This window comes from Streptomyces sp. NPDC005811, assembly GCF_040630405.1.
GTDB lineage: Bacteria > Actinomycetota > Actinomycetes > Streptomycetales > Streptomycetaceae > Streptomyces.
This window is the reverse complement of sequence record NZ_JBEXXK010000013.1, coordinates 36055-62128: the sequence shown is the minus strand read 5'-3', so window position 1 is coordinate 62128 and position 26074 is coordinate 36055. Positions and strand designations below refer to the sequence as shown.

Sequence of the window (26074 nt, the reverse complement as noted above, 5' to 3'; positions counted from 1 at the left end):
AGGGCCTTGTCGGCGGGCCCCGGTACGCTTTCGGACATGAGTGGTGTTCCGAGTTCCGAGAAGCCGGTGGGCCGGTTCCGGCGCATGCTCGACCGGCTCTCCTCGTCCCAGGAGGACCTGGAGTCCCAGGAGCTGCGGGAGGACGCCGAGACGGCCGGCTGTGTCCGGATCGGCGACTGCCAGGACCGGCAGATCGTCACGGTTACTGGTACCTTGCGCACGGTCACCCTGCGTCCGCGTGCCGGAGTCCCGGCCCTGGAGGCCGAGCTGTTCGACGGCAGCGCCGCGCTGGACGTGGTGTGGCTGGGCCGGCGCTCCATCGTGGGCATAGAGCCGGGGCGCAGGCTCATCGCATCGGGCCGGGTCTCCATGAGCAGAGGCCGCCGGGTGCTGTTCAACCCGAAGTACGAACTGAGACCCCTCGGTAGGGAGTAGCCGGTGACGTCGCTCGACAAGCCGACCGAAGACACGACCGCGGAGGACACCGCCGCGGCCGACGCCCGGGCGGTGACCGAGGCCGCGCTGTTCGAGGCGTTCGGCGGCCTGCGGGGCATGATCGAGACGGTCGTGCCCGGCCTGCTCTTCGTCACCATCTTCACGATCAACAAGGACCTGCACATGTCCGCGATCGCCGCGCTCGCGGTGTCGCTGGTCCTGGTCGTGGTCCGGCTGGCGATGAGGGACACCGTCAAGCACGCCTTCAGCGGGGTCTTCGGGGTCGCCTTCGGCGTCGTCTTCGCGATGATGACCGGCAACGCCAAGGACTTCTACCTCCCCGGCATGATCTACACGCTGGGCCTGGCGCTGGCGTACATCATCACGACCCTGTGCGGGGTCCCGCTGATCGGTCTGATCCTCGGCCCGGTCTTCAAGGAGAACCTCTCCTGGCGCACGCGGAACCCGGGCCGCAAGAAGGCGTACGCCAAGGCGAGCTGGGCCTGGGGCCTGATCCTGCTCGCCAAGTGCGCGATCCTCTTCCCGCTGTACTGGTGGGCGAACACCGCGCAGCTCGGCTGGGTCCTGATCGCGCTGAAGATCCCGCCCTTCCTGCTGGCCGTCTGGCTGACCTGGGTCTTCCTGGCGAAGGCGCCCGCGCCGATCGACGTGTTCGCCGAGATGGAGGCGGAGGAGAAGGCGGAGAAGGCTGCCGCCGAGGCCGCGGGCGGACGGCACCGCAGGGACGGCTGAGGGCCCGGGGGCTGCCGCCCCCGGACCCCCGCTCCGGCCCTGAAACGGGCCTCGTCCTCAAACTCCCCCGGAGGGGGGGACCCCCAGACGGGCTATGTGTCGCGCCGTACGGACAACAGGTCCTCCAGCTGCTCCTCCCGCGCCTGTGCGGCCACGAAGAGCAGTTCGTCGCCCGGTTCCAGGGAGTCCTCCCTGGTCGGGGTGAGGACCCTGGTGCCGCGGATGATGGTGACCAGGGAGGTGTCCTCGGGCCACTCGACGTCGCCGACCTGGGTGCCGGCCAGCGCCGACTCCTCGGGGAGGGTCAGCTCGACGAGGTTGGCGTCGCCGTGGCTGAAGCGCAGCAGCCGGACCAGGTCGCCGACCGAGACCGCCTCCTCGACCAGGGCGGACATCAGCCGGGGTGTGGAGACCGCGACGTCGACGCCCCAGGACTCGTTGAAGAGCCACTCGTTCTTGGGGTTGTTGACCCGGGCGACGACGCGCGGGACGCCGTACTCCGTCTTCGCCAGCAGGGACACCACCAGGTTGACCTTGTCGTCACCGGTGGCGGCGATCACGACGTTGCAGCGCTGGAGCGCCGCCTCGTCCAGCGACGTGATCTCGCAGGCGTCGGCGAGCAGCCACTCCGCCTGGGGGACGCGCTCGACCGAGATGGCGGTCGGCGCCTTGTCGACGAGCAGGACCTCGTGGCCGTTCTCCAGCAGCTCGCCCGCGATCGAGCGGCCGACGGCACCGGCTCCGGCGATGGCGACCCTCATCAGTGACCGCCTTCCTTCGGGCCCTCGGCGAACGACGCCTCGACCTTCTCGACCTCGTCGGTACGCATCATCACATGCACCAGGTCGCCCTCCTGCAGCACCGTCTGCGAGGTGGGCAGCATCGCCTCGCCGAGGCGGGTCAGGAACGCCACCCGGACGCCCGTCTCCTCCTGGAGCTTGCTGATCTTGTGGCCGACCCAGGACGGGGCCGCGTGCACCTCGGCCAGCTGGACGCCGCCGGTGGGGTCGCGCCACAGCGGCTCGGCGCCCGAGGGCAGCAGCCGGCGCAGCATCTGGTCGGCCGTCCAGCGGACGGTGGCGACGGTGGGGATGCCCAGGCGCTGGTAGACCTCGGCCCGCCGGGGGTCGTAGATCCGGGCGGCGACGTTCTCGATGCCGAACATCTCGCGGGCCACCCGGGCCGCGATGATGTTGGAGTTGTCACCGCTGGAGACGGCGGCGAACGCGCCGGCCTCCTCGATGCCCGCCTCGCGCAGGGTGTCCTGGTCGAAGCCGACCCCGGTGACACGACGGCCGCCGAACCCGGAGCCCAGTCGTCGGAAGGCCGTGGGGTCCTGGTCGATCACGGCGACCGTGTGCCCCTGTTGCTCCAGGGTCTGGGCGAGGGCGGAGCCCACTCTGCCGCAGCCCATGATGACGATGTGCACGACCGTCCTTCCGGAAGTAAAGAAGTCAAGAAGTCAATAAATTCTCTGGCGTGGCTCTGAACAGAGTCTCAGACCGCCGCCCAAGCTACACAGCCGCGGTCCGCGCAGGGCACCCCCGTGCACGCTTTGCGCGATCAGCGCCGGCTGATGCTCAGGAGACTGAGAACGGTAAGGATTCCGAGGCCGACGAGGGTACCGACGGCTCCGATCAGCTCCGCGGTCGTGTGCATGGGACCTCCGATGGGCGGCGGCGGGACGGGGTTTGTCATATAGACATGACGATCGATGCGGCCAGGGAATCCGCAGCCGACGCGTGGCCGATTTCACTCGTGAGGCAGACGTCGTGCTGCGTCACCCGGCTCACCCCGGGGGAGGGTGGGCGCGCCCCAGTTCGAAGGCATACGATCCTCTGTTGTGTCCAAACTGACCGACGTGCCCAAACGGATCCTCATCGGGCGCGCCCTGCGCAGTGATCGGCTCGGAGAAACGCTCCTGCCGAAGCGCATCGCCCTGCCCGTCTTCGCTTCCGACCCGCTGTCCTCCGTGGCCTACGCGCCCGGGGAGGTGCTGCTGGTCCTGTCCATCGCGGGCGTGTCGGCCTACCACTTCAGTCCGTGGATCGCCCTCGCGGTCGTCGTGCTGATGTTCACGGTGGTCGCCTCCTACCGTCAGAACGTCCACGCCTACCCGAGCGGCGGCGGCGACTACGAGGTGGCCACCACCAACCTCGGCGCCAAGGCGGGCCTGACCGTCGCGAGCGCGCTGCTCGTCGACTACGTCCTCACCGTCGCCGTCTCCATCGCCTCCGGCATCGAGAACCTCGGTTCCGCGATCCCCTTCGTCGTCGAGCACAAGGTGGTCTGCGCGGTCGCCGTCGTCGTGCTGCTGACGCTGATGAACCTGCGCGGGGTCAAGGAGTCGGGGAAGCTCTTCGCCATCCCGACCTACGTGTTCGTCGCGGGCGTCTTCATCATGATCGCCTGGGGCGCGTTCCGCGGGCTCGCCCTCGGCGACACCATGCGGGCGCCGACCGCCGGGTACACGATCAAGGCCGAGCACCAGGGCCTGGCCGGTTTCGCCCTGGTCTTCCTGATGCTGCGCGCCTTCTCCTCCGGCTGTGCGGCGCTCACCGGCGTCGAGGCGATCTCCAACGGTGTGCCGGCCTTCCGCAAGCCCAAGTCCAAGAACGCGGCGACCACGCTCGCGGCGATGGGCCTGCTGGCCGTCACCATGTTCTGCGGCATCATCGTCCTCGCCCTGACCACCGACGTCCGCATGGCCGAGAACCCGGCCGTCGACCTCCTGAAGAACGGCGTCGGGGTCGGCCCCGACTACGTCCAGAACCCGGTGATCACCCAGGTCGCCGAGGCCGTCTTCGGCAAGGGCAGCTTCTTCTTCGTGGTCCTCGCGGCGGCCACCGCGCTGGTGCTGTTCCTGGCCGCCAACACCGCCTACAACGGCTTCCCGGTGCTCGGCTCGATCCTCGCCCAGGACCGCTACCTGCCCCGCCAGCTGCACACCCGCGGCGACCGGCTCGCCTTCTCCAACGGCATCGTGCTCCTGGCCGGCGCGGCGACCTTCCTGATCATCATCTACGGCGCCGACTCCACCCGTCTGATCCAGCTCTACATCGTCGGCGTGTTCGTGTCCTTCACGCTCAGCCAGACCGGCATGGTCCGCCACTGGAACCGCCATCTGGCCACCGAGACCGACCAGGCCAAGCGCCGCCACATGGTCCGCTCCCGGGCGATCAACACCTTCGGCGCCTTCTTCACCGGCCTCGTCCTGGTCGTCGTCCTCGTCACCAAGTTCACGCACGGCGCCTGGGTCGCCCTGCTCGGCATGGTGATCTTCTACGCGACGATGACGGCGATCCGTAAGCACTACGACCGGGTCTCCGACGAGATCGCGGCGCCCGAGGGCCCGAGCGACGACAGCGTACGGCCGTCCCGCGTGCACTCCGTCGTGCTGATCTCGAAGATCCACCGCCCGACCCTGCGGGCCCTCGCCTACGCCAAGCTGATGCGCTCCGACACCCTGGAGGCACTCACCGTCAACGTCGACCCGACCGAGACGAAGGCGCTGCGCGAGGAGTGGGAGCGGCGCGGGATCGACGTCCCGCTGAAGGTCCTGGACTCGCCGTACCGCGAGATCACGCGGCCGATCATCGAGTACGTCAAGGGCCTGCGCAAGGAGTCGCCGCGCGCCGCCGTCTCGGTGATCATCCCGGAGTACGTGGTCGGCCACTGGTACGAGCACCTGCTGCACAACCAGAGCGCGCTGCGGCTGAAGGGGCGTCTGCTGTTCACGCCCGGCGTCATGGTCACCTCCGTGCCGTACCAGCTGGAATCCTCCGAGGCGGCCCGGATGCGGGCCCGCAAGCGCCAGGAGTGGAACGCGCCGGGTGCGGTGCGGCGCGGTCCCGCGGACCAGGGGCGGGCGAAGGAGGCGTCGGGCTCGGCGACCGGCCCCTCGGGCTCCTCGTCGGAGTCGTAACGCCTCGCGGCCCGCTTTTTTGGCGAACGGCCGGACGACAGCCACGTAGACTGGTGGGCTGTTGTCCGGCCGTTCCTCGTTCGACGTTGTGGAGTCACCCCGCCATGCAGGCAGAACCGAAGAAGACCCTGGTGGGGAACGAGTACGAGGTCGAGATCGGCCCCGTCGCCCACGGCGGCCACTGCATCGCCCGCACCGACGCCGGCCAGGTGCTCTTCGTCCGGCACGCCCTGCCCGGCGAGCGGGTCGTGGCCCGGGTGACCGAGGGCGAGGAGGGCGCCCGCTTCCTGCGCGCGGACGCGGTGGAGATCCTGTCCGCCTCCAAGGACCGGGTCGAGGCCCCCTGCCCCTTCGCCGGCCCCGGCCGCTGCGGCGGCTGCGACTGGCAGCACGCCAAGCCCGGCGCCCAGCGGCGGCTCAAGGGCGAGGTGATCGCCGAGCAGCTCCAGCGGCTCGCGGGCCTCACCCCCGAGGAGGCCGGCTGGGACGGCACCGTGATGCCGGCCGAGGGCGACAAGCTGCCTTCCGGACAGGTGCCGCAGTGGCGCACGCGCGTCCAGTACGCGGTGGACGCCGAGGGCCACGCCGGTCTGCGGCGGCACCGCTCGCACGACGTGGAGCGCATCGACCACTGCATGATCGCCGCCGAGGGCGTCAGCGAACTCGGCATCGAGGAGCGCGACTGGAGCGGGATGGCGACGGTCGAGGCCATCGCGGCGACCGGCTCGCAGGACCGCCAGGTGATCCTCACCCCGAAGCCGGGCGCCCGGCTGCCGATCGTGGAACTGGACCGTCCGGTCTCCGTCATGCGGGTCGGCGAGAAGGACGGCGGCGTGCACCGCGTCCACGGCCGCCCCTTCGTCCGCGAGCGCGCGGACGGCCGTACCCACCGGGTCGGCAGCGGTGGCTTCTGGCAGGTCCACCCGAAGGCGGCGGACACCCTGGTGACCGCCGTCATGCAGGGCCTGCTGCCCCGCAAGGGCGACACGGCCCTCGACCTGTACTGCGGCGTCGGCCTCTTCGCGGGCGCCCTGGCCGACCGCCTCGGCGAGAAGGGCGCGGTCCTCGGCATCGAGTCCGGCAAGCGCGCGGTCGAGGACGCCCGGCACAACCTCGCGGACTTCCCGCGGGTCCGCGTCGAACAGGGCAAGGTCGAATCCGTACTGCCGCGCACCGGCATCACCGAGGTCGACCTGATCGTCCTCGACCCGCCCCGCGCCGGAGCGGGCCGCGCCACGGTGGAACACCTGGTCTCCCTGGACGCCCGCCGGATCGCCTACGTCGCCTGCGACCCGGCCGCCCTGGCGCGTGACCTGGGGTACTTCCGGGACGGGGGGTACCGGGTGCGGACGCTGCGGGCGTTCGACCTCTTCCCGATGACGCATCACGTGGAGTGCGTGGCGATCCTGGAGCCCGCCGCCAAGGGTTCCTGACCCGCTTCCCGGGGGCGGGCGGCTCACGTCGGCCGGGGGCCGCCCTCTCCGGAGCGGAAGCCCTCGCGCAGTTGCAGCGGGGCCATGCCGTGCCAGCGGTGGACGGCTCTGCGCAGGGCGCGTTCGTCGGAGAAGCCCGCCTGGCGGGCCACCTCGCGCAGGGTGAGGTGCGGGCGGCGCAGGAGGTGCTCGACGCGTTCGCGGCGGACACCCTCGACGATCGCCTCGTAGGAGGTGCCGCAGTCGGCCAGGCGGCGGCGCAGGGTGCGTTCGCTGGACGCGTGCCTGCGGGCCTGTTCGGCGAAGGAGGGGACCACCGGCAGGCACTGCGCCACGGAGATCTCCAGCACTTCCAGGAGATCCTGCTGCCGCCGCCGCGAGGCCATCTGCGCTTCCAGCAGGTCGAGCGTCGAGGCGTAGGTGGTGGGGTCGCGGCCCGGCATCGGCCGGTTGACCCAGGTCTGCGGCACCACCATCCGGTTGCGGTCGGCACCGAAGGACAGGCGGCAGCGGAAGAGGTCGCGGAACGGCCCGACATCGCGCGGGGCGGGGAAGGCGAAGGCGACCTCCTGCGGTGTGAGGCCGCCGCCCGCGGCGAGGCGGCCCAGGGTGACGACACTGGAGAACGCCTCCTCGACCAGGAAGACGCCCACGCCCGGATCGAGCACCGGGTCCGGCAGGTCGGCCCGCACCACGTAGTCGGCGCCCTCCCGGCCGGCCGACCAGACGGTCATGGCCCCGGACACGTTCTGGAACCGCACACCCGTCTCGATGGCCACCTGGAGGGTGTCGCCGGCGAGCATGGCGAACCCCAGGAGGCCCCACGCGGTGAGGTGCTGTGCGGCCCCGACCCGCAGACCCAGGTTCTCGTCACCGGTCAGCTCCACGGCGCGTCGGATGACCGCACTGCCCTGCCGGTAGGAGACACGCAGGGCCGCCGAGCGCATCAGGGTCTCGGTGAGCCCCACGGCCGACAGCTCGGGGCGCAGATCGACGCCGTACTCACCGGTGATCCGGCTGAGGTAGCGCAGGATGTTCGGGGAGATCGTCGCCGAGGTGCTGCGCGTGGTGCCGTTCTCCGGGCGGGGTGGGTCGGGCATGGCTTCTCTCCAGGGCCGTACTGGCGACCACTCTAGGCAGGCACGTCCGGGTGCGGCCCGGCCGGCGGATGCGGCCCGGCTAGCGGGTGCGGATCCACACCGTCTTCTCCCTGGTCCACTGGGCGAAGGCGTCGGTGGACCGCTCCGCCCCGCCGAATCCGGACTGTTTCCAGCCGCCGAACGGCGCGGTGATGCCGCCCTCGCTGTAGGCGTTGACGGAGACCACGCCGGCCTGGATGCCGCGGGCGAGGCGGAAGGCGGTGTCGAGGTCGTGGGTCCACAGGGAGGCGGCGAGGCCGTAGGGGGTGGCGTTCGCCGTCCGGATCGCCTCCTGCTCGGTGGTGAAGGTCTGGACGGTGACCACGGGGCCGAACAGTTCCTCGGTGAGGACCGCGCTGCCGTCGGGGGCGCCGGTGACGACCGTGGGCGGGTAGTAGGCCCCGCGCGGGTGCAGCCCGGCCGGCAGCCCGGCGGTGTGGGCCACGGCTCCGGCGTCGACCGCCGCGGCCACGGCGTGGGCGACCCGGTCCCGTGCCGCCCTGCTGATCAGCGGTCCCGTCCGGGTGCCGGGCTCGGCCGGGTCACCGACGGCCAGGGCCCCGGCGGCGGCCGTGAACCGTGCGACGACCTCGGCGGCGATGTCCTCGTGGACCAGGATCCGGGAGCCGGCCGTGCAGTTCTGTCCCGTCGTCAGGAACGCGGCCTCGATCATGTCGTCGATGAGATCGGCGCCGAAGTCCAGCGCGTCCGGCATCAGGACCTGGGGGCTCTTGCCGCCCATCTCCAGGGAGACCCGCTTGAAGTTGGTCTCCGCGGCATCGGCCAGGATCCGCCGCCCGGTCGCCGTCGAGCCCGTGAACGACAGCGCGCCGATCCCGGGGTGCCGCGCGAGTGCCCGGCCGGCCCGCGGGCCATGGCCGGGCAGGACGGTGAGAGTGCCGTCCGGCAGTCCCGCCTCCGTCGCCAGCCGTGCCAGGTGCAGGGCCGAGCGCGGGGTGGCCTCGGCGGGTTTGAGCAGCAGACTGTTGCCCGCCGCGAGGGCCGGGCCGACCTTCCACGCGGCCATGGCGAGCGGGTAGTTCCAGGGGAGGACGGCGGCGACCACCCCGACGGGTTCCCGGCTGATCAGGCCGAGATGGTCGTGGCCGGTGGGCGCGATACGGCCGAAGACCTTGTCGGCCGCCTCCGCGAACCAGCGGATCGACTCGATCGCGGCGGGCACGTCGCCGGTACGGCATTCCGTGACGGGCTTGCCCGCGTCCTCGCAGTCCAGGCGGGCCAGGATCTCGGCGTCGCGGTCCATCAGGTCGGCGAGGCGCAGCAGGACCGCGGCCCGCTCCCTGGGCGGCCGGCCCGCCCACACCCCGCTGTCGAGGACCCGGTGGGCCCGGTCCACGGCCCGGTCCACCTCCTCGGCGGTGGCGGCGGGCAGGGTGTCGAGCGTCTCCCCGGTGGCCGGGTTGACGACGGTGAGCAGGCGGTCGTCCGGTTCCGGGGTCATGGCCGGGCCTCCTCCACCAGTTCCCAGCGGCCGTCGATCTGCCGGGCCAGTCCTTTGCGGCGCAGGTCCTCCAGGTACCGGGCCAGACCGCGCTCGCCGCGTCGGCGGAACAGCGGGAGGAGCCGGGGGAGGAGGTTCGGCACCAGCATGGACCAGCGGACCAGACGGGATTCGCCGGGGCGCGGATACGCCTCCAGCCGTGGCCGGTCGAGCATGCTCACCACCGCGGCGACGACGTCGGACGGCTGCTGCGGCGGGTCCTGGAACTGAAGGGAGTTGCCGCCGTCGACGGCCTCCTGCCGCAGCATCGGGGTGTCGGTGGCCGACGGCAGGACCGAGCCGACCCGGATGCCCTTGTCGCCCAGGTCGAGGGCGATGGACAGCATGGCACCGCGCAGCCCGAACTTCGACGCCGCGTAGATGGGGGTCTCGCCCTGCGGGAAGATGCCCGCCAGGGACACCGTGGTGATGACCCGGGGGTCGGCGGAGGCCCTGAGCAGGGGGAGGGCGAGCCGGGTCGCGACGAGCGGGGAGAGGAGGTTGAGGTCGATCTCCCGCTCGATGCTCTCCACCCCGCGCACGTCGAACCGCTCGGTGCTGGTCATGCCGACGTTGTTGACCAGCACGTCGAGGCGGCCGAAGACGGAGGCGACCTGGGCGAAGAGGCCGGCGACCCCCGCCCGGTCCAGCAGATCGCAGCCGACACCGAGGTGACCGGCGCCGGGCAGGCCGTCCGCGACCCGCCGCGCCCGCTCACCGTCGAGGTCGACGACGACGCACACGGCGCCGTCGCGCGCGAACCGCCGGCACAGCGCGCTGCCGATGCCGCCCGCGCCACCGGTCACCAGCATCACCTTGCCGGTGCAGTCGTAGCCCCTCATGCCACGGCCTCCCTGCTGCCGCGGCCGACGGGTGCCGGGGGGCGGCCCTCGGTGGGCCAGCCCATGGCGGCGGCGACCTTCGTGAGGTACTTGGTGTACGCGGCGCTGTCGACGTAACCGGTGTGGCGCGGGGAGTCCACGAACCGCAGGCCGCCGGAGAGGTCCGGACGGTCGCCCCGGATCATCCGGGCGAACCGCTCGGCGTTCGGCCCGCCCCGGCGGGAGTCCTGTACGAAACCGGCGATCAACTGCGCCTGGGCGTCGAACAGTCGGTAGGCACCGGAGTTGGTCTCGACGAAGCCGACGCCGAACAGCCCCTCGTGCTGGCGCGAGAACGACGACAGATACAGGTCGGGGTGCTGCTCGTCGCCGAAGTAGCGCTGTGCGACGGGCACTTTGTGGACGTAGCCGGTCGCCAGCAGGATCAGGTCGAAGTCGTTGCTGCTGCCGTCGGTGAAGTGGACGGTACGGCCCTCGGCCCGCACGATGCCGGGCCGCGCGGTGATGTCGCCGTGCCGCAGATGGTGCAGCAGCATCGAGTTGACCGTCGGATGGGTCTCGAAGAGCCTGTGGTCCGGCTTCTGCAGGCCGAGGCGGCGTGGATCGCCGTCGACGATCCGCAGGAGGGCGCCGAACAGCTTCTGCTCCAGCCACTTCGGCATCCGGGGACCGACCCCTTCGAGGGTGTCCACGGGCCTGCCGAACAGATGCTTGGGGATGAACCAGTAGCCGCGCCGCATGCTGATCTCGGCGTGGTCGGCGGTGCGGGCCGCGTCGCAGGCGATGTCGCAGCCGGAGTTGCCCGCGCCGACCACCAGCACCCGCCTGCCGCGCAGTTCGTCGCCGCTGCGGTAGCCGATCGTGTGCCGGATCTCGCCGCTGAAGTCCCCCGGGATCTCAGGGGTGTGGGGGTGCCACTGCGAGCCGGTGCACACCACGACCTGCCCGTGCCGGCTGGTGCGCCCGTCGGCACGGGTGACCGTCCAGGTGCCGTCCGGGTTCTTCGCCACGTCCCGGACCGCGGTGCCGAACTCGATCCGCTCCGTCAGCCCGTACGCGTCGGCGAAGGACGTCAGATACGACAGCACCTGCTGTCGCGAGGGGTAGTCGGCGAAGTGGTCGGGCATCGGCCAGCCGCCGAAGCCCGAGAGGGTCCTGCTGGAGATGAAATGCGCCGACTCGTACATCGGGCCGCCCGGGTTGTCGATGTCCCACAGGCCGCCCGGCCCCGTGTGCCGCTCGATGTGCGTGCACGGAAGCCGCCGCTCGGCTAGTGCCCGTGCCACCGCCAGTCCCGCGGGTCCCGCACCGATGACACACGTGTCGTCCTCGGACTTCTTCACGAGTCCGCCTCCTCTCGTCGCCACGTTCGGCGTGGGAGGAACGTAGGCGGCGCGGGGCCGCCCGCGGACTGGCCCGTGCGGCCACAAAGGGGACCGTGGCGGCCAGTGCCGCCGACCGGCCCGGCCCGGCGCGGCCCGGCCTCGCCCGGCCCGCGGTTCCTGGCCGCCAGGGTCCTCGGTGTGGCCGCCGGCGTCCTCCGCCGCGCCGGTCCGCGTTCCTACGGTTGCTCCCGTTCGCGCACGCCGGTCCGGCCACGGTCCGTGACAGGAAGAGGGTCCCCATGACCGCAACCGCCGGAGCGACGGCTCCGCCCCGGCCGGCCGGAAGGGACCCGCTCGCGGGGGCCCGCCGGGTCACGGCCACCGTGTACGCCGCCCAGGGCGCGGCGGTGGCCGCCGTGTCCACCACCGTGCCCGCCGTGGAGAGCCGGCTGGGTCTGTCGGCCCTGGCGATGACCGCGCTCACCGTCGCCCTCACCTCGGCCGCGGGCGCCGGCAGCTTCCTGGGGCTGGCCGCCGTACGCCGCCTCGGCGCCGTCCCCGTCATGCGCGCGGCGGCACTGACCGCGGCCGCGGCCCTGCTGTCCGTGGCGTGGGCACCCGGCCGGGCCGCCGCCTCGGTGGCCTACGTCCTCTTCGGGCTGGCGCTGGGCGCCGTCGACGTGTCCGTCAACACCCGCGCGGCCACCGTCGAACGCCTCTACGGGCGCAGCATCCTCTCCTCCTTCTACGCCGCCTGGAGCGCCGCGGGCGTGGTGGCCGCGCTGCTGACGGCGGGCGTCTCCCGGCTGGGCGGGCCGGTCACCTACGTCCTGAGCGCGCACGCCGTGCTGGTGGCCCTCCTGGCGCTGACCGTCCGCCGCCATGCCCTCCCGCCGCCGCCCGCCGCGTCGGACGACGGTCCGGCGGTGGCCGAGGAGGTCCCGGGGCGGCGGGTGTGGGCGCGGCTCGTCCCCTTCGGTGTCGTCCTCCTCGTCGCCTACGTCGTCGACTCCACGGTCTCGGCCTGGTCCACCGCCTACCTGCACCAGACCCTCGGCGCGTCCCTGGCGGCCGCGCCGCTCGCGTACGCGGCCTACCAGGCGGGCACGGTGACCGGCCGGGCGAGCGCCGATCACCTGGTCCGCCGGATCGGGCCGGTGGCCGTGGTCCGCGCCGCCGCCCTGCTCGCGGCCGTCGCCCTGACCGCTCTGGCGGCGGCCCCGAGCTGGCCGTACGCGGTCGTCGCGGCATGCTGCGCGGGCCTCGGGGGCGCCGCCCTGACGCCGCTGTGCGTCGCGGCGGCCGGCCGGCTGCGGCCCGGTGCCCCCGAGACGGTGCTGGCCCGCCTCAACGTCTTCAACTACGTCGGCGTCCTCGTCGGAGCCGGCGCCGGCGGGGGACTGGGGGCGACGGGCCACTTCCGCGTCGCCTACGCGATCCCCGCCGCACTCGCCCTGGCCCTGCTGACCACAGCACCCTTCTTCCGGACCGACGGCGTCCCGTCCCCGTAACCGGACCCCTGCCCGCGCACCGGTCCGGGCCGGCTCCCATGAGGCCCGCTGTCCGCGCCCCGCAGCCGCCCGCTGCCTCGCGCCCGGTTGCGCTGTCCGCGCCCCCCAGCCGCTCTCCGTCTCGCCCCGCAGCCGCCCGCTGCCTCGCGCCCGGTTGCGCTGTCCGCGCCCCGCAGCCGCTGTCCGTCTCGCCCCGCAGCCGCCCGCTGCCTCGCGCCCGGTTGCCCTGTCCGCGCCCCGCAGCGGCTCTCCGTCTCGCCCCGCAGCCGCCCGCTGCCTCGCGCCCGGTTGCGCTGTCCGCGCCCCGCAGCGGCTCTCCGTCTCGCCCCGCAGCCGCCCGCAGCCGCTCGCCGCCCGCTGCCCCGCGCTCGGCTGCGCTGTCCGCGCCCCGCAGCCGCTCTCCGTCTCGCCCCGCAACCGCTCGCCGCCCCGCGCCCGGCTGAGCCGCCCGCGCCCGCGCCCGGCAGCCGCCCGCCGTCCCGCGCCCGGCTGCGCCGGCCCGCCCCCCAGCCGCCCCGCAGTGCCCCGGCGGGAACGCCGACTCGGCCTCCCCGGTCCCGGGCCCGCCGCCGTCTCACATCCCCGGCAGCGGCCGGACCGTGAGGATCTGCTGGGCCGAGCCCACCGGTCCGTCGATGTCGTGCAGGACCGTGCTCGTGAGGCCCTGGCCGGTCGGGCCGAAGGCGACCGTGGTGTCCAGGCCCGTCCACCGGCCCCGCGGCTGCCGGTGCAGATGGACCGTCAGATCGACGTTCGGGAACATCCACGCGGTCGGCGGCTGCCGTACGGCGATGCCGTTGGCGGTGTCGACCAGTGCGAGGTACGACGCGAGCGGGCCGACGGCGGCCCCGGCGACCAGGGCCAGCGGAGTGGAGATCCAGGCGGTCGTGCGGCCGGGCCGCGGGGGTGCCGCCGGGCGGACGTCGAGGGAGGCGATGTAACCGCCGGGCCAGACCTCGGACATGGGCCAGGAGGACAGCGACTCCGGCGGGGCGGGGCGGTCCTCGGGTCCGCCCGCGACCGCGGCGGTGTCGAGGGCGGCCAGGTACCAGGCGCGGGCCCGCACGACCGGTCGTCCGGCGATGGTCACCACCGCTTCGAGGAGGGTGATGGTCCGCCCGGGGCGGACGGTCTCCACCCGGATCTCGCACGTGTCGAGGGCCAGGCGGCCGAGGATGTCGTAGCTGATCCGGGAGAGCAGCAGGCCGTCGTCCGGTCCGGCCGCCCGGTGCCGGTCGAGCGCGTGGACGACGAGTCCGCCCAGCGGGCTGAAGTGCTGCTCGTCCGGGTCCCAGGCGCCGCCCACGTGCGGCGTCGGCTGGTAGCGGTGGTCGTCGATCGGCTCGAAGTAGCTGTCGGCGTTCAACGGGCGGTTCTCCCGGCGGGTCGGCGGATCAGAGCGTGTTGAGCAGGAGGACGTACACGGCCGTCCCGGCGCCGACACTGAGGATCGTGCGGCGCCCGAAGGCGAGATGGACGGCCGCGGTGACGGCGACCGCGAGCGGCGCGTACCGGGTACCGCCCGGGTCGGTGGTGACCGTGCCGTGCAGCGCGGTCACGGCGAGGACGGCCAGGATGCCGACCGGCATCCACACCGCCAGGCTCCGCACGACCGCCGAGTCGCGCAGCCGCCCCAGCACGGCGAACGGGACGGCGCGCAGCGCCAGGGTGATCGTGAAGGAGATCGCGAGGACGGCGAGGAGGTATGGGGTGTTAGGCATCGGCGGCCCTCCGGGTCGTGACGAGGTGGCGGACCAGGAGCAGCGCGACGAACAGCAGCAGTGCCGTGAACATCGCCAGGCCCGGGGTCAGCACGAGGGCGACGGTGACGCTCGCGCCCGCGAGGAGCAGCGACGGCAGCTCCGCGCGCGAGCGGAACGCGTCCAGGGTGAGCACGGTGAACAGCGCGCACAGCGCGAACTCCAGCCCCTCGACCGGGCCGGGCAGGGCCGCGCCGAGGGCGATCCCGACCAGTCCGCCGCCCACCCAGTACGTCTCGCAGGCGATCTGCATCGCCAGCAGCCGGGGCGCGGAGCGCTCGCTCTCGGGCAGTGAGGCGCTGACGGCGTACGCCTCGTCGATCATCGCGTAGACCGAGTACGCCTTCGCCACCGGGTGCCTGACCAGGTGGAGCGGGAAGGAGAAGGCGTAGAACACATGCCGGAAGTTCACCACGAGCACGGTCAGGGCGACCGCGGCGAGCGGGGTGACCGTGGCGACCATCCCCACCAGCAGCAGTTCCAGGGAGCCGGCGAACGTGGCCAGGGACAGGGCCGGGGCGAGCCACCAGGGCAGGCCCGCCTGCATCACCAGCAGTCCGAGGGCGATGCCCAGCGGGAAGATGCCGAGGCCCGCCGAGAAGGAGTCGCGGACGCCCAGGGTCACCTGGGTCCGGCGGGTGACCGGGGGCGGTGCGAGGGAGGGGGTGAGCATGTCGTGGGGCACGGATCCATGGTCCCGCAGAAGCCGCGCCACATGGTTGCGAATATTGCTCGGTGACCTCTCTTCCATGCAATATTCCCCTTGTGGATACCATCGACCGAGCAATTATTGCCGAGCTGGAGCGGGACGGGCGGCTGACCAACGTGGAGCTGGCCCAGCGGGTCGGGCTGACCGCCGGCCCCTGTCTGCGCCGGGTGCAGCGGCTGGAGGCCGACGGGGTCGTCCGGGGTTACCGGGCGGTGATCGACCCCGCCTCCGTGGGCCGCTCCTTCGAGGTGCTGATCGACCTCAGCCTGGAGGCGCAGGACGCGGCGACCGTCGAGCGCTTCGAGGAGACCCTCGCGCAGGCCGAGGAGGTCCTCGAACTGCGCCGGCTGTTCGGCAGCCCCGACTATTTCGTCCGCGTGGCCGTCGCCGATCTGCCCGCGTACGAGGAGTTCCTGAGCCGGCGGGTCATGACCATCCCCAGGATCAGGAACGTCACCTCGCACTTCACCATGAAGACGATCAAGCCGGCCCCGTAGCGGCCGTCCGCGGGGTCTGTGGCGACCGTCAGGCGGGCCGGACCAGGCCCACGTCGTAGGCGAAGATCACCGCCTGGACCCGGTCCCGGGCGCCGATCTTGGTGAGGATCCGGCTGACGTGGGACTTCACGGTGGACTCGGCGAGGTGGAGGGCCTCCGCGATCTCGGTGTTGGTGGCGCCGCCCGCGAGGGCGGTGAGGACCTCGCGTTCCCGGGGGGTGAGGTCGTCGAGCCGGCGCTCCTGCGCGGGGGTACGGCGGGCGTGCCGGCTGGTGTAGGTGTCGATGAGCCGGCGCGTGACGCCCGGCGAGATGACGGAGTCGCCCGCGGCCACGGCACGGATGCCGACCACGAGTTCGTCGGGGCGCGCGTCCTTCAGGAAGAACCCGCTGGCCCCGGCGCGCAGCGCGTCGTAGGCGTACTCGTCGAGGTCGAACGTGGTCAGCACGAGGACCCGGGAACGGCCCCCGGACCCGGCGATCCGGCGGGTCGCCTCGATGCCGTCCATGCCGGGCATCCGGACGTCCATCAGGACGACGTCGGGGCGCAGTTCGGCGGTCAGCCGGACGGCCTCGCTGCCGCTCGCGGCCTCTCCGGCCACCGCCATGTCGGGCTGGGCCTCCAGCAGCATGCGGAAGCCGAGGCGTTGCAGGGCCTGGTCGTCGACGATGAGGACGGTGGTCATGCCGGGCGGTTCTCCAGAGGCGTGGTGGGGACGAGACGGGCGTGGACGCTCCAGCCGCCGTGCGCGTTGGGGCCCGAGGTGACCTCGCCCCGGTAGAGGGCGGCACGCTCGCGCATGCCCACCAGCCCCTGGCCGCCGCCGCGCGTGGGCGCGGGGCGGGCCGGGCCGGTGTCCTCGACGCTGACGCGCACGACGTCACCGGTGGTGAGGGCGACGGTGACGGACGTGTCGGGCGCGGCGTGCTTGAGGGTGTTGGTGAGGGCCTCCTGGACGATCCGGTACACGGCGAGCTGGAGCCCCTGGGACAGTCCGGCCGGGTCTCCTCCCGTGTGCAGGGCGACGGTCGGGCCCGCCGCCCTGAACCGCTCCAGCAGCGCGTCGAGGTCGGCCAGGCCCGGCTGCGGGGCGAGCGGGGCGTCCCCGTGCGGGGCGTCCCCGTGCGGAGCGTCCTCGGCGCCGATGACCGCGAGCAGCCGGCGCAGTTCACCGAGGGCGTCCCGGCCGCTCTCGGCGATGATCCGCAGGGTCTCCGCAGCGCGCTCGGGGCGCTGTGGGGCGAGCGCGGCGGCGCCGTCGGCGAGGCCGACGACGACGGCGAGGGTGTGGCCGAGGATGTCGTGCATCTCCCGGGAGACCCGGGCGCGTTCCCGAGCGGCCGCCAGCAGGGCCTGCTGGTCGCGCTCCTTCTCCAGCCCCTGCACCACGACGTCCACCATGCGCCCGGCCAGCCCGAGACCGGCGAACGCGCACACCGCCGCGATCGCGAGCGCCGTCACCACCTCGGGCCGGGTCACCCGCTCCAGCTGACCGCCGGTCCAGTACACGGTCGCCCAGGCGACGAGCTGGACGACGGTCACCGCGAGGGCGATGACCAGCCGGCGCGGCGAGCTGTGCCGGCCGACGTTGAACAGCGCGATGGCCCGGGCGGCGTCGGCCCCGTTGAACGTGCCGACGCCGAGCGCCACCGCGGACACGGCCGTGGTCAGGGCGAACACCGTGACCGGGAACCGCTCCCGCCACAGCAGCGGTACGCAGAACGCGACGAGCAGCCCCAGCTGGGTCGGCAGGGCGGCGGTGTTGGCCGGGTTCAGCAGGGACGGCAGGCCGAGGGCCGCGCACAGGGCGGGCACGCCCCAGCGCCGGTACCGGGGGTGCGCCAGGTCCGCCCTTTTCACGGCGGTGGCGCGGGTGACGAGCGAGGCGATCACCCGCTGCTCGGGGTCGCTCGTCAGCGGCTCGGGCAGCCGGGGCCGCCCGACGGGTCGGGCGGGGGCTGGTGATGCGGTCACGGGACGCGCCCTTCACGGTGCAGGCGGGGCCGTCCGCCGGTCCCGGGGGGAGAGGACCGGCGGACGGGGCTTCGAGCGACGGCCGGCACACCGACCGCCGCCGAGGTGGGGATCGTACGACCACGACACCGGCCGGCACGGATCGGCGTGCCAGGTCAGTTCCGGCCGCTCGGCTCCGGCACCGAGGGCCGGTCACCGGCGGCCGTGTCGCGGGACTCCAGGACGTGGCGCAGTTTCTCGCCCTCCACGTCCACGTCCGGCAGGATCCGGTCCAGCCACTTCGGCAGGGCCCAGGCCCGGCGTCCGACCAGGGCCATCACCGCCGGGACGATGGTCATCCGGACCACGAACGCGTCGAAGAGGACCGCGGAGGCCAGGCCCAGCCCGATCGACTTGACCAGGGCCACGTCGTCGAGGAGGAAGCCCGCGAACACCGAGATCATGATGACGGCGGCGGCGGTGACGACCCGGGCCCCGTGCCGGAAGCCCGCGACGACCGCCTCGACCGGCTCGGCCCCGTGGACGTACTCCTCGCGCATTCGGGTCACGAGGAACACCTCGTAGTCCATGGCGAGTCCGAAGACGACACCGATCAGCAGGATGGGCAGGACGCTGACGATCGGCGCGGTCTGGTCGATGCCGAAGACGTCCTTCAGCCAGCCCCACTGGAACACCGCGACCAGCACGCCCAGGGTGGCGACCACGCTGAGCAGGAAGCCCAGCGCGGCCTTGAGCGGGACGAGGACCGAGCGGAACACCAGCAGGAGCAGGATCAGCGCGAGGCCGACGACGATGGCCAGGTAGGGCACCATGGCGTCGCCCAGCTTCCGCGAGACGTCGATGTTCACGGCGGTGGTGCCGGTGACCATCAGATCGGCGCCGGTGTCCTTCCGCAGGGCCGGGGCGTGGTCGCGGATCTCCGTCACCAGGTCCTGGGTGGCCTCGCTGGTCGGGGAGCTCCTGGGGATCGCGCCGATGAGCGCCACGTCCCCGGCCCCGTTGAAGGCCGCGGGGCGCACGGTGGCGATGTCGTCGAGCGTGCCGAGCATCGCGTACGCGTCCTGCGCGGCCCGCTTCGGGTCGTCGCTGTCGCGGGCGTCCACGACCACGGTGAGCGGCCCGTTGAAGCCGGGCCCGAAGGCCTTGCTCAGGGTGTCGTAGGCGATCCGCTGGGTGGAGCCGGGCGAGGCCATGCTGTCGTCGGGCAGGGTCAGCCGCAGACCGGTCGCGGGCAGCGCCAGCACACCGAGCCCGAGCACCGACACCACCAGCATCCGCACCGGGTTGCGGGTGACGAACCGGCCCCAGCGCACGCCCATCGCCTCGCGCTCGCCGCGCTCCTCCGCCCGGTGGCGGGCGCTGGTGAGCCGCCCCTTCATGATCCGCATCCCGGCGAAACCGAGCGCCGCGGGCAGCAGCGTCAGCGCGATGACCACGGCGACGGCGACCGCGAACGCGGCGGCCAGCCCCATGCTGGTGAGCATCTTGATGCCGATCACGCTCAGCCCCGCCAGCGCGATGATCACGGTCAGCCCGGCGAACACCACGGCCGAACCGGCGGTGCCCAGGGCCCGCCCGGCGGCCTCCTCGGGCGCGTGCCCCTGGCGGATCTCGTCGCGGTAGCGGGAGACGATGAACAGTGCGTAGTCGATCGCGACGGCCAGCCCCAGCATCAGCGCCAGCGTCGAGGACGCCGAGGCCATGTCCACGAACGAGGTGGCCACGGTGATGCACAGGAGGGCGGCGAGCACCCCGACGATCGCGGTGACCAGCGGCAGACCGGCGGCGATCATCGAGCCGAAGGTGATCACGAGGACGAGGGCGGCGACGACGAGTCCGATCAGCTCGGCCGCCTTGCTGCCCGCCTTCTCCTGCACGGCGTTGCCGCCCATGCTGACGGTCAGCCCCGACTCCTCGCCCTCCCGCGCCACCTTCTCCAGCGCGTCGTGCGCGGCGTCGGTGAGATCGGCCTTCGGCACCTTGTAGGTGACCTGGGTGTAGGCGATCGTGCCGTCCTCGCTCACCAGCCCGCTCGTGAACGGCTCGGAGACGCTCGCCACCTGCGGCGCCGCCGTCAACTCGGCGACCAGCGCCGCGATCTCGCCCTGGTGGGCGGCGGAGGTCAGCTTCTGCCCCGCGGGCGCCTCGAACACCACCCGGGCCGTCGCGCCGCCGGCCGAGGCCTGCGGGAATTCCCTCCCCAGCAGGTCGATCGCCTTCTGGGACTGGGTGCCGGGCAGCGTGAAGTCGTCCGTCGTGGTGCCGGAGACACGGCCGGCGCCCACGCCCACGGCGGCCAGCACGACGATCCACGCCATCAGGAACAGTCGTCGTCGCCGGAACGCCAGCCGGCCGAGACGGTAGAGGAAGGTGGCCACGGAAGTACTCCCGCCAGGAGGGCTCGGTACGGGGGACAGGGACCGATCGGCCCCGGGCCCACGCTAGGAGCGCAATTCCGCGCCCTTCCGGCACCACGGGACCGAATCCGCCGGGGAATCCGGTACCGCGGTACCGGTACGACGGAGTCAACTCCCCGTGCCCGCCTCCCTGCGAAACTCTTTCGGAAGGGGGCTCGTGACACAGCCGTATCGCGTCCCAATACTGACTCCCAGCCGCCTCGGGACACGCAATGAGCCGCATTCGTATTCCCTGGGCAGCGGGGCGCGAAAGGGTTTCGGTATTCATGAAGAAATGGGCAAGAAAGGCTCTCGCGGCAGCGACGGCCACCGGCATGGGGGTGGCGTTCGCCATCGCCTCCGCATCCGGCGCGTCGGCGTACCAGCCGAGTCCCTCGAATCTGTACGTGGCGGACAATGCCGCTTCCTGCAACAAGAAGCCCTGTGTTCTCTACCCGAAGTCGGCCCAGCTTCCGAGCGGCCGGATCGTGGCGTCCTTCGAGAACAGCCAGGGCGACCCGGTGGGGCAGACGCTCCCCGTCTACAAGAGCGACGACGACGGCACCACCTGGCAGAAACTGGCCGACGTCAAGGCGCCCGCGTATCTCTCGGGCGACGCGCAGTACGCGAAGTACACGAGCAACTGGACCAATCCGTATCTCTACGTGCTCCCGCAGGACGTGGGGACCCTGAGCGCCGGCACGCTGCTGCTGGCGAGCGTGGTGTCGGGCGACGACGCCTACTACCGGGAGCACAAGGCCGCCGACCCCGCCTGGACGCCGACCGGTGACGGGGACCGCGAGGACGTGGCGATAGCCCTGTACTCCAGCACCGACGACGGGGCGACCTGGAGCTTCCGCACCATCGTCGCAGCCGGCGGATGGCAGGGCGGGGGCGGGAGCAACATCTCGGCGGCCAACACCCACGCCGAGCAGGACCCGGTGTGGGAACCCCACCTGATGGCCCGCGGCGGCAAGCTGATCGCCTACTACTCCGACGAGAACGACTACACCGGCTACGACACCGCCACCGGCGTCCCGGTCCTCGACCCGGACAACGACACGGCGACGGATTCACGCGGCCAGATCCTCGTCCACCGGACCTGGGACGGCAGCGGCGGCGCCTGGAGCACGCCGGTCGTCGACGTGCCGGGCGGCACGGTCGGCAACGGCGGCAAGACGGAGATCGGCGGCGGCCGCCCCGGCATGACGACGATCGCCCCGACCACCGACGGCAAGTGGCTGCTGACGTACGAGTACTGGGGCGGCGGCACCAACGTCCGCTACCGCCTCGGCGACGACCCGCTGACGTTCTTCTCGGCCACCGACGCGGCGATCACCTCGCTGCCCGTGCCCTCCGGCGGCGCCACCCTCTCCACCGGCGGCAGCCCGGTCCTCCTCCCGATGCCCGACGGGCGGATCGCCTACAACGCGTCCGGCAGCGGCAGTGTCTGGGTCAACGAGTCCGGCACGAGCACCGGCACCTGGAAGCAGTACCAGACCCCGATCGCCGGCGGATACAGCCGCGACCTCCAGTACGTCGACGGCACCGGACGCGTCCTGATCCTCCAGGCCTCCTGGAGCGGCGGCAGCGTCGGACCCGTGAAGTACGCCGAGGTCGACCTCGGCCGCTCCGACGGCGCCTACTACTCCCTGGTCAACCGTCTCACCGGCCAGGCCCTCAGCCCGGCGAGCGGCAAGACGCAGGACGCGAACCTCACCGGGAACGTGGCCGACCTCGTCACGGCCGCCGTGAACTCCTCGGACGACACCCAGCGCTGGCACACCCAGTCCAAGGGCTCCGACGTCACCCTCCTGAACAAGGCGGGCGGCCGGGCGGTGGCCGTCTGGACCGGCGCCGCCACCGCCGGGCAGAAGCTCGCCCAGTGGGTCGACGACGACGCCACCGACAAGCGCTGGACCCTCGTCGCCTCCTCCACCAGCGGCTTCCACAAGCTCCGCTCCGCCAAGAACACCTCGCTCTACCTGACCGGCGCGACCGCCGGCGGCGCGGTCACCCTGGCCGCCTCGGCCGACGACGGCTCCCAGGACTGGCAGCTCGTCCAGGACCCGCTGCCCACCGACGCCTCCTTCACGCTGAAGGGCACCAACTCCGGCAAGTGCCTGGACGTGCCGAACGGACAGACCGGCGTCCAGGTGCAGATCTACACCTGCTCCGGCAACGCCAACCAGACGATCACCCAGACCACCGCCGGTGAGCTGCGGATCTCCGGGAAGTGCCTGGCGGCGAACGCGGACGGCACCACCGCCGGCACCAAGCTGATCCTGTGGGCCTGCAACGGCAGGTCCAGCCAGAAGTGGTCGTTCCGTCTGGACGGAACGGTCGTCAACCGTTCCAATGGTCTCGCCGTGGACGTCACCGGCTGGGGCACCGCCAACGGATCCCCGGTCCAGCTGTGGACGCCGCTCGGCAACGCCACCCAGAAGTGGAGCCGACAGACACAGTGACCACCTCGGACAAGGGCCGGCTGGACGCGCAGTACGGACTGCTGACGAACATCGCCCAGGAAGCGGGCGTCTCGCTCAGCACCGTCTCCAAAGTGGTGCACCGGCGCCGCGACGTGGGCGCGGCGACCCGCACCCGGGTCGAGGAACTGCTGGACCGGCACGGCTATGTCCGCTCCTGGGACCGGGAGGCCGCGGCGCCACGGCAGATCATCGCCGTGTTCCGCGACCTCTCCGGTCCCTACACGCTGGAGGTCGTCCGCGGGATCGTGGAGGCGGCCGGTGAACTCGGCATCGACGTGATCACCGGCACCACGGGCCGGCGGTCGATCTCCCAGTGGCTCGAGGAGTGCGTGGCGCTCGGCGCCGCAGGCCTGGTCATCGTGATCTCCATGCTGGCCGAGGACGACCAGCGCCGGATCGTCGAGCAGCGGCTGCCGGTGGTGCTGGTCGACCCGCTCAGCGCCCCGTCCCCGGACATCCCGAGCATCGGCGTCACGAACTGGAGCGGTGCCCGCGAGGCCGTACAGCATCTGCTCGGCCTCGGGCACCGCCGGATCGGCATGGTCGCCGGGCGCTCCCACTCGCTGGCCGGCTCCGCGCGGCTGCACGGCTACCGCGCCGCACTGGAGGAGGCCGGCATCGACTACGACCCGGCCCTCGTGCGCTCCACCGACTTCGACTACGACGAGGCGCTCACCGCCACCCTGCACATCCTGCGCGCGCAGCGGCCGCCGACGGCCGTGTTCGCCGCCAGCGACGCACAGGCGCTGGGCGTGCTGGAGGCCGCCCGGCAGCACGGACTGCGCGTGCCGGACGACCTCGCGGTGATGTCCTTCGACGACACCCTGGTGGCGGCCATGGCCTGCCCGCCGCTGAGCGCGGTGCGCCAGCCCTTCGAGGAGCTGGGCCGCGAGGCGACCCGGGTCCTGCTCCAGACGGCCGAGGGCCGCCCGCCCGCCTCCCCGCGCATCGAACTGGCGACGGAACTGGTGCTGCGGACCTCGACGTCCGGGCCCCGCAGCACCTGAGCGGCGTCAGCCCCGTACGACCGTCACCGGCACGTCGTGCCGCCGTACGGCGGACAGGTCCCGCTGCTCGCCCACGAGCCGCAGGCTCCCGTGCGCCGGGGTGTCCCCGCTGGAGGACCCGGCGTACAGCAGGATCTCGCCGGGCTCCACGATCCGCCGGCCGTCCAGCCCCGTGAAGGCCAGCCGGTCGGTGTGCACCTCGAAGCGGACCGTGGCCTCCTCGCCCGGCTCCAGCACGACCTTGGCGAAGCCCAGCAGCGCCCGCACCGGCCGGGTGACCTGGGCGACCGGGTCGGTGACGTACAGCTGGACCGTCTCCGCACCGGCCAGCGGCCCGGTGTTGCGCACCCGCACCGACACCGTGAACCGCCCATCCGTGGGCACCCGGTCACGGTCCACGGCCAGTCCGTCGACGCCGAACGTCGTGTACGACAGCCCGTGCCCGAAGGGGAAGGCGGGCGTCGGGTCGAGGTTGGACAGCCAGCTCTGCCGGTCGCCCAGCGGCGGGTGCAGATAGGTGTACGGCTGCCCCGCGGGCGTGCGGGGAATCTGCACCGGCAGCTTTCCGCTGAAGTTCGCGGTGCCCGACAGGAGTCCGGCGACCGCGGGGCCGCCCTCCTCACCCGGCAGGAAGACCTGCACCAGGGCCGCCGCACCGGAGGCGAACCGCCCCACGGCGTACGGCCGCCCGCTGCCGACCACCAGCACCACCGGCGTCCCCGTCGCCAGTACCGCCTCCACCAGCTCCTCCTGCACCCCGGGCAGCCGCAGATCCTCCACGTCGCAGCCCTCGCCCGAGGTCCCGATGCCGAACATCCCGGCCTTGTCGCCGACGACCACCACGGCGACATCCGCGCCGGCGGCCTCGGCGACCGCGCCCGCGATCCCCGACCGGTCCGGCTCCCGCACCGGGCAGCCCTGGGCGAACCGCCAGTCCACACCGGGCAGTTCGGCGGCCAGCGCGGCGCGCAGCGACACCGCCTCGACGCCGTTGCCGAGGTCCTCGCGGTCGGAGAGGACATGGTTGGGGAAGCTGTAGCAGCCGAACATCGTACGGACGTCGTCGGCGCACGGCCCGATCAGGGCGATCCGCCCGGCGGACGGCAGCGGCAGACCGCCGGAGTTCGCCAGCAGCACGGCACTCGCCTCGGCGACCGCATGCGCCAGCCGCCGGTTCTCCGGCTTGTCCAGGTCCAGCTCTCCCGCGCGCAGGGCGGGCGGCTCCGGGTCCCAGTCGGCGTCCAGGAGCCCGAGCGCGAGCTTCTGCCGCAGCACCCGGCGCACCGCCCGGTCGACGTCCGCCTCGTCGGCAGTCCCGGCGTGTACGGCCCCGACGAGCGCCGCGCCGAAGCCGCGCTGGTCCGGCAGTTCGACGTCCAGGCCCGCCCCCAGCGCCCGCGCCCCGGCGTCCGCCAGATCGGCCGCCACCCGGTGCGCGTCGACCAGGAACGGCAGCGACCAGTAGTCCGAGACGACGGTTCCCTCGAAGCCCCACTCCTCGCGCAGCACCCCGGTCAGCAGCCGGCGGCTCGCGGCGGGCGCCTCGCCGTCGATCTCGGCGTACGAGTTCATGACCGAGCCCACCCCGGCGGCCACGATCCGCTCGAACGGCGGCAGGATCACGTCGTACAGCTCACGGGGACCGATGCCGACCGGGGCGTGGTTGCGGCCGCCCGTCGACGCCGAGTACCCGGCGAAGTGCTTGAGCGTGGCGTACACCCCGGCGCCCTGGAGGCCCCGCACATACGCCTCGCCCATCGCCCCGACGAGATACGGGTCCTCGCCGTACGTCTCCTCGCAGCGCCCCCAGCGGTAGTCGCGGATCACGTCCACGACCGGGGCGAGGCCCTGGTGGACCCCGGCCGCGGCCATGTCGGCGCCGATCGCCGCGCCGACCCGGTGGATCAGCGCCGGGTCGAAGGTGGCCGCCATCGCGAGCGAGGTGGGGTAGATGGTGGCGCCGTACGCGGTGAAGCCGGTCAGGCACTCGTCGTGCGCCATGGCCGGGATGCCGAATCTGCTCTGCGCCATGATCTGCCGCTGGCGGGCCGCGAGCAGCCGGGCGTGCTCCAGGGCGGGCCGGGGCAGGGTGCCGTAGGGGCGGGTGAGCTGGCCGAGGCCGTGCCGGGCCGTCTCGTCGAGGTCGCCGACGCGGCCGAAGAGACTGGTGCCGGGCGCGACCTCGGGGCCGGCCGGTTCGACGTCCTCCCAGGTGCTGCTGAGCTGGGCGACCTTCTCCTCCAGGGTGAGGCGGGCGAGCAGCGCCTCGACGCGCGCGCCGGCCGGGAGAGCGGTGTCCGTCCAGGGGCGCGCCGGGGAGAGCTGCTGAGAGGGGTCCGGCGTGGTGGTCGTCATGCACGACTCCGTTCTGGGGCATG

The 26074-nt window shown here is 72.8% G+C and carries 21 protein-coding genes; 8 read left to right on the top strand and 13 right to left on the bottom strand.

From position 1 onward, the window contains the following. The first annotated feature begins 36 nt into the window (after positions 1-36). On the top strand, positions 37-435 hold the full coding sequence (locus ABZ490_RS15980) for an OB-fold nucleic acid binding domain-containing protein (RefSeq protein ID WP_358989669.1): 399 nt from the start codon (positions 37-39) through the stop codon (positions 433-435). A gap of 3 nt (positions 436-438) precedes the next feature. Then, positions 439-1188, top strand: a complete 750-nt coding sequence (locus ABZ490_RS15975; protein WP_358989667.1) for a DUF3159 domain-containing protein — start codon at positions 439-441, stop codon at positions 1186-1188. Positions 1189-1280: 92 nt separating this feature from the next. Here ABZ490_RS15975 and ABZ490_RS15970 read toward each other — a convergent pair whose 3' ends face one another. Together ABZ490_RS15970 and ABZ490_RS15965 are read right to left on the bottom strand one after the other, a co-directional pair. Then, positions 1281-1949: a TrkA family potassium uptake protein gene (locus ABZ490_RS15970; protein ID WP_133914085.1), complete on the bottom strand. Its 669-nt coding sequence runs from the start codon at positions 1947-1949 to the stop codon at positions 1281-1283. Continuing rightward, positions 1949-2617 carry a TrkA family potassium uptake protein gene (locus ABZ490_RS15965; RefSeq protein ID WP_358989664.1) on the bottom strand — a complete coding sequence of 223 codons (669 nt, stop codon included), beginning with the start codon at positions 2615-2617 and terminating at the stop codon, positions 1949-1951. Before ABZ490_RS15965 ends, ABZ490_RS15970 begins: the two co-directional genes overlap by 1 nt. A gap of 414 nt (positions 2618-3031) precedes the next feature. On the opposite strand from ABZ490_RS15965, the gene ABZ490_RS15960 reads away from it, so the two are divergent. Further along, positions 3032-5113 carry an APC family permease gene (locus ABZ490_RS15960; protein ID WP_358989662.1) on the top strand — a complete coding sequence of 694 codons (2082 nt, stop codon included), beginning with the start codon at positions 3032-3034 and terminating at the stop codon, positions 5111-5113. Between the two features lie 104 nt (positions 5114-5217). Beyond that, complete coding sequence (locus ABZ490_RS15955) at positions 5218-6546, top strand: TRAM domain-containing protein (protein WP_358989660.1); 1329 nt, start codon at positions 5218-5220, stop codon at positions 6544-6546. 23 nt (positions 6547-6569) lie between these two features. Here the strand turns inward: ABZ490_RS15955 and ABZ490_RS15950 are convergent, their stop codons facing one another. The 4 genes from ABZ490_RS15950 to ABZ490_RS15935 all read right to left on the bottom strand — a co-directional run bounded on the left by ABZ490_RS15950 (position 6570) and on the right by ABZ490_RS15935 (position 11371). Beyond that, positions 6570-7646 (bottom strand): AraC family transcriptional regulator ligand-binding domain-containing protein, encoded by a 1077-nt coding sequence (locus ABZ490_RS15950; protein ID WP_358989658.1) that lies wholly within the window; start codon positions 7644-7646, stop codon positions 6570-6572. Between the two features lie 79 nt (positions 7647-7725). Further along, on the bottom strand, positions 7726-9147 hold the full coding sequence (locus ABZ490_RS15945) for an aldehyde dehydrogenase family protein (protein ID WP_358989656.1): 1422 nt from the start codon (positions 9145-9147) through the stop codon (positions 7726-7728). Further along, positions 9144-10028, bottom strand: a complete 885-nt coding sequence (locus ABZ490_RS15940) for an SDR family oxidoreductase (RefSeq protein ID WP_358989654.1) — start codon at positions 10026-10028, stop codon at positions 9144-9146. Before ABZ490_RS15940 ends, ABZ490_RS15945 begins: the two co-directional genes overlap by 4 nt. Continuing rightward, positions 10025-11371 carry an NAD(P)-binding domain-containing protein gene (locus ABZ490_RS15935; RefSeq protein ID WP_358989652.1) on the bottom strand — a complete coding sequence of 449 codons (1347 nt, stop codon included), beginning with the start codon at positions 11369-11371 and terminating at the stop codon, positions 10025-10027. The genes ABZ490_RS15940 and ABZ490_RS15935 overlap by 4 nt, the downstream gene beginning before the upstream one ends. 281 nt (positions 11372-11652) lie before the next feature. On the opposite strand from ABZ490_RS15935, the gene ABZ490_RS15930 reads away from it, so the two are divergent. After that, positions 11653-12864 carry an MFS transporter gene (locus ABZ490_RS15930; RefSeq protein ID WP_358989650.1) on the top strand — a complete coding sequence of 404 codons (1212 nt, stop codon included), beginning with the start codon at positions 11653-11655 and terminating at the stop codon, positions 12862-12864. A 574-nt stretch (positions 12865-13438) separates the two neighbouring features. Here ABZ490_RS15930 and ABZ490_RS15925 read toward each other — a convergent pair. The 3 genes from ABZ490_RS15925 to ABZ490_RS15915 are packed head-to-tail and all read right to left on the bottom strand — an operon-like array spanning position 13439 to position 15309. Continuing rightward, positions 13439-14230, bottom strand: coding sequence for a thioesterase family protein (locus tag ABZ490_RS15925; protein ID WP_358989648.1), 792 nt, complete (start codon positions 14228-14230; stop codon positions 13439-13441). Between the two features lie 28 nt (positions 14231-14258). Then, positions 14259-14585 (bottom strand): AzlD domain-containing protein, encoded by a 327-nt coding sequence (locus tag ABZ490_RS15920; RefSeq protein WP_358989646.1) that lies wholly within the window; start codon positions 14583-14585, stop codon positions 14259-14261. Next, the gene (locus ABZ490_RS15915) at positions 14578-15309 is read right to left on the bottom strand and encodes an AzlC family ABC transporter permease (RefSeq protein WP_358989644.1); all 732 of its coding nucleotides are present in this window, start codon (positions 15307-15309) and stop codon (positions 14578-14580) included. The genes ABZ490_RS15920 and ABZ490_RS15915 overlap by 8 nt, the downstream gene beginning before the upstream one ends. An 80-nt stretch (positions 15310-15389) precedes the next feature. Between ABZ490_RS15915 and ABZ490_RS15910 the strand changes: the two genes are divergently transcribed. Further along, on the top strand, positions 15390-15830 hold the full coding sequence (locus tag ABZ490_RS15910) for an Lrp/AsnC family transcriptional regulator (RefSeq protein WP_358989643.1): 441 nt from the start codon (positions 15390-15392) through the stop codon (positions 15828-15830). A gap of 28 nt (positions 15831-15858) precedes the next feature. Here the strand turns inward: ABZ490_RS15910 and ABZ490_RS15905 are convergent, their stop codons facing one another. The 3 genes from ABZ490_RS15905 to ABZ490_RS15895 all read right to left on the bottom strand — a co-directional run bounded on the left by ABZ490_RS15905 (position 15859) and on the right by ABZ490_RS15895 (position 20182). Further along, entirely contained in the window at positions 15859-16515 is a 657-nt protein-coding gene (locus tag ABZ490_RS15905) for a response regulator transcription factor (RefSeq protein ID WP_358989641.1), read from the bottom strand. After that, positions 16512-17804 carry a histidine kinase gene (locus ABZ490_RS15900; RefSeq protein ID WP_358989639.1) on the bottom strand — a complete coding sequence of 431 codons (1293 nt, stop codon included), beginning with the start codon at positions 17802-17804 and terminating at the stop codon, positions 16512-16514. The genes ABZ490_RS15905 and ABZ490_RS15900 overlap by 4 nt, the downstream gene beginning before the upstream one ends. A gap of 155 nt (positions 17805-17959) precedes the next feature. Further along, positions 17960-20182 carry an MMPL family transporter gene (locus ABZ490_RS15895; RefSeq protein WP_358989637.1) on the bottom strand — a complete coding sequence of 741 codons (2223 nt, stop codon included), beginning with the start codon at positions 20180-20182 and terminating at the stop codon, positions 17960-17962. A 305-nt stretch (positions 20183-20487) separates the two neighbouring features. On the opposite strand from ABZ490_RS15895, the gene ABZ490_RS15890 reads away from it, so the two are divergent. Continuing rightward, positions 20488-22668 (top strand): RICIN domain-containing protein, encoded by a 2181-nt coding sequence (locus tag ABZ490_RS15890; RefSeq protein ID WP_358989636.1) that lies wholly within the window; start codon positions 20488-20490, stop codon positions 22666-22668. Further along, positions 22665-23696 (top strand): substrate-binding domain-containing protein, encoded by a 1032-nt coding sequence (locus ABZ490_RS15885; protein ID WP_358989635.1) that lies wholly within the window; start codon positions 22665-22667, stop codon positions 23694-23696. The genes ABZ490_RS15890 and ABZ490_RS15885 overlap by 4 nt, the downstream gene beginning before the upstream one ends. A gap of 6 nt (positions 23697-23702) precedes the next feature. On the opposite strand, the gene ABZ490_RS15880 is transcribed toward ABZ490_RS15885, so the two are convergent. Next, a complete protein-coding gene (locus ABZ490_RS15880) occupies positions 23703-26051 on the bottom strand; it encodes a glycoside hydrolase family 3 N-terminal domain-containing protein (protein ID WP_358989633.1) in 2349 nt (782 codons plus the stop codon). Positions 26052-26074 lie beyond the last annotated feature (23 nt).

Coding starts and splice junctions, on each gene's coding strand:
- ABZ490_RS15980 (WP_358989669.1), top strand. CDS start 37: ATGAGTGGTGTTCCGAGTTCCGAGAAGCCGGTGGGCCGGTTCCGGCGC.
- ABZ490_RS15970 (WP_133914085.1), bottom strand. CDS start 1,949: ATGAGGGTCGCCATCGCCGGAGCCGGTGCCGTCGGCCGCTCGATCGCG.
- ABZ490_RS15955 (WP_358989660.1), top strand. CDS start 5,218: ATGCAGGCAGAACCGAAGAAGACCCTGGTGGGGAACGAGTACGAGGTC.
- ABZ490_RS15950 (WP_358989658.1), bottom strand. CDS start 7,646: ATGCCCGACCCACCCCGCCCGGAGAACGGCACCACGCGCAGCACCTCG.
- ABZ490_RS15945 (WP_358989656.1), bottom strand. CDS start 9,147: ATGACCCCGGAACCGGACGACCGCCTGCTCACCGTCGTCAACCCGGCC.
- ABZ490_RS15940 (WP_358989654.1), bottom strand. CDS start 10,028: ATGAGGGGCTACGACTGCACCGGCAAGGTGATGCTGGTGACCGGTGGC.
- ABZ490_RS15930 (WP_358989650.1), top strand. CDS start 11,653: ATGACCGCAACCGCCGGAGCGACGGCTCCGCCCCGGCCGGCCGGAAGG.
- ABZ490_RS15920 (WP_358989646.1), bottom strand. CDS start 14,585: ATGCCTAACACCCCATACCTCCTCGCCGTCCTCGCGATCTCCTTCACG.
- ABZ490_RS15905 (WP_358989641.1), bottom strand. CDS start 16,515: ATGACCACCGTCCTCATCGTCGACGACCAGGCCCTGCAACGCCTCGGC.
- ABZ490_RS15890 (WP_358989636.1), top strand. CDS start 20,488: ATGAAGAAATGGGCAAGAAAGGCTCTCGCGGCAGCGACGGCCACCGGC.
- ABZ490_RS15880 (WP_358989633.1), bottom strand. CDS start 26,051: ATGACGACCACCACGCCGGACCCCTCTCAGCAGCTCTCCCCGGCGCGC.